Source organism: Campylobacter gastrosuis (genome assembly GCF_030249845.1).
Classification (GTDB): Bacteria; Campylobacterota; Campylobacteria; order Campylobacterales; family Campylobacteraceae; genus Campylobacter_A; species Campylobacter_A gastrosuis.
In genome coordinates this window covers 1-2,706 of record NZ_JANURM010000044.1, presented here as the reverse complement: position 1 = coordinate 2,706, position 2,706 = coordinate 1, and the positions used below count along the sequence as shown (strand labels likewise).

The 2,706-nt window shown below is 34.2% G+C and carries 4 protein-coding genes; 3 read left to right on the top strand and 1 reads right to left on the bottom strand.

From position 1 onward, the window contains the following. Nucleotides 1-65: 65 nt before the first annotated feature. Entirely contained in the window at nucleotides 66-554 is a 489-nt protein-coding gene (locus NYG85_RS11895; protein WP_284938876.1) for a type II secretion system protein, read from the top strand. A gap of 59 nt (nucleotides 555-613) precedes the next feature. Beyond that, complete coding sequence (locus NYG85_RS11890; RefSeq protein WP_284938875.1) at nucleotides 614-901, top strand: hypothetical protein; 288 nt, start codon at nucleotides 614-616, stop codon at nucleotides 899-901. Between the two features lie 701 nt (nucleotides 902-1,602). Here the strand turns inward: NYG85_RS11890 and NYG85_RS11885 are convergent. Beyond that, nucleotides 1,603-2,100 (bottom strand): type II secretion system protein, encoded by a 498-nt coding sequence (locus tag NYG85_RS11885; protein ID WP_284938873.1) that lies wholly within the window; start codon nucleotides 2,098-2,100, stop codon nucleotides 1,603-1,605. 528 nt (nucleotides 2,101-2,628) lie between these two features. Here NYG85_RS11885 and NYG85_RS11880 point away from each other — a divergent pair. After that, a partial coding sequence (locus NYG85_RS11880) for a type IV pilin protein (protein WP_284938877.1) occupies nucleotides 2,629-2,706 on the top strand: 78 nt, incomplete at its 3' end.

Sequence of the window (2,706 nt, the reverse complement as noted above, 5' to 3'; positions counted from 1 at the left end):
CCCCTGTTTTTTTCGTAATTTTACCTAAGTGTATGTAAAGTGAAATTTATTTTAAGGAGTAACCTATGAAAAAGGGTTTTACAATGATTGAGTTGATCTTCGTGATCGTTATTTTAGGTATCTTAGCCGCTGTTGCTGTGCCTAGACTTACAGCTACACGTGATGATGCAGAGCTAGCCAAAGCCGCTACAAACCTAACAACAGCCATTTCTGACATTACAGCTTATTACACTTCGCAAGGTGAGCTATCAAATCAAATAGGCGATATGACAAATGTTATTCTTGATAACAAAGATTCACAAAAAGGCACATTAAAAGCGAAAAACAAAGAGTGTATAATACTAAAAATTGGTAATGGTGGCAATACAGCTGACCAAACAAGCACTAGCACCTTAACAGTAGTAAAAGGTGGTGGTTCTAGTGATAAAATTTGCTCTGATTTATACAAACTACCAGCTATTGCCAAAATCTTAGATACAGATAGTGGTGCGATAGACCTAGCTGGTAAAGGCGTAAAATGGGGCGATGAAGAAACGAAAAAACCAAAACAATAAATAAACAACCAAAAACCAACTAGCCCCTTAACTGGGGCTAAATCAAACAAAGGATAAAAATGAAAAAGATAATCTCATACTGGACAGATTTTGAAGAGATTTTTGCCGATGAGAGCGGATTTAGAGCGATTTTTGGGGATTATAGCCATAAAGGCACAGCACCAAAAGAAACCCGTGTAGGCATATACTACGATGAAACAGAAACATCAGACCCAAGTCCAACAGCACGTAGCGTCATCGCCCCACTCAAACTATCAAAACAAGCAAGTAAAGCATTCTTGCTAGGCTTAGAAATCATAAAAAACGAAAACCTAAACGCCAAACTAGAAAAACTATCATCAAACTGAAATTATTTTTTTCATTATCCAATTAGCCCTTTGGACTACAATCTATCCTTTATTCTTTTAGCAAAAACCCAAAATAGTGCTTTTAAACTAAAATTTTAAAAATGTTAAAATGTAAAATCCGACTTGTCGGCGATAAAAACCTGCAAAAGCACAGCAACGAAAGAGCTTTTTTGCTTAGTAAATGGCGAAAATTTTTGCGAAAAACACAAAATTTAAAAACGCTAAAACGTAAAAAATCCAAACTTGCGAACGCCGACTTTTAATCAGCAGATGTTCGCACGATAGAGCGTTGTCGTGGGGGAGCAAACGAAAATCAAAACAATGTTACGACATTGTTTTGATTGTTTGCGAGTTATGGTAAATGGAGAAGGGGAGCGACCCTACTTCGCTTTGATCGTTCTAAAAGTAGAACGCAAAAAGCCACCTTTTGCCTTAAAAACAAGAGACACTTTTAAATTTCAAGCGAAGTTCTACTTCAAAACAAACAAAATTTTATTTGCAAGTTATGGCAAAATTTTCACTTCACTCTCGCCAAAAAGTCAAAGCAAAAAGCCACATCTCTAAAAAATAACGTAATTTTTTACAAAAAACAACAAGTTGTCGTTTTGTAATTTTAGCCACTGATAAATTAGATTTTGTGTTTTATAAATTTTAAAAGGATTTTTAAAAAGAAAAACGGCTATTTCTAGCCGTTTGTAAAATTAGAATTGAATGCCGATACCGCTAATAGCTATCTCACCAGCAGAGCCTGATTGCTCAGCACCTGAGCTATCTTTATATTTAAATGTGCTTTTTAGTAGCTCATCAACAGATTTGGCGGCTATAACTTTTTTACAAATAGCTTCAGCTTTATCTGTGCCTTCACTAATTTGTAGAACCGCTGGCTTATCACTACCTGCTGTTTTGTCTTTTAATTCAACCTTTATACATTTTTTACCAGCCGCCTTTAATTCATCGGCAGTGCTTGTGCCACCATTAGCAAACTGAACGTTTGTCATAGACTTTAAGTCGCCTGCAAAACCAGCCTGTGAAGTATAGTAAGAACTAATATCGCTAATAACCGTTGTTAAATTCGTAGCAGCTTTTGCAATCTCTGCATCATCACGTGTAGCTGTAAGTCTAGGCACGGCAACAGCGGCTAAGATACCTAAAATAACGATCACGAAGATCAACTCAATCATTGTAAAACCCTTTTTCATAGGTTACTCCTTAAAATAAATTTCACTTTACATACACTTAGGTAAAGCTTGGGCGTAATTCTATCATAAAATTTTAATTTTGCGTAAAAAATTTTGAAATTTTTTATAAATGGGCTAAAATGTGGGTTTGTAAAATGCTAAAATGCAGGATTATTAAAATTTTGGTTTGACTTATTTATTGCATTTTTAAATCAAAGAAAAAATTAAAAAATAAAGGGGTGGTTATGCAAATTTTTGTGGCTGTGCTAATGATAGGCAGTATCCTTTTAGTGGGATTTTTGGCTTTAAAATCAATTGAAACGAATAATTAATTTTACTTTACACCTTTAAATCCATAATATCAAAGTAATTGTTATCAAATTTTTCGTGGCTTTTTGTGATGCTGGTTGGCTCTACGATGTGTATTTTTTATAATGTAAAATCATTTTTCTGCTTAAAAATTTCGTTTAAACGCTTGATTTTTGGGTGTTTTAGAAATAAATTTTACCTAAGTGTATGTAAAGTGAAATTTATTTTAAGGAGTAACCTATGAAAAAGGGTTTTACAATGATTGAGTTGATCTTCGTGATCGTTATTTTAGGTATCTTAGCTGCTGTTGCCGTGCCT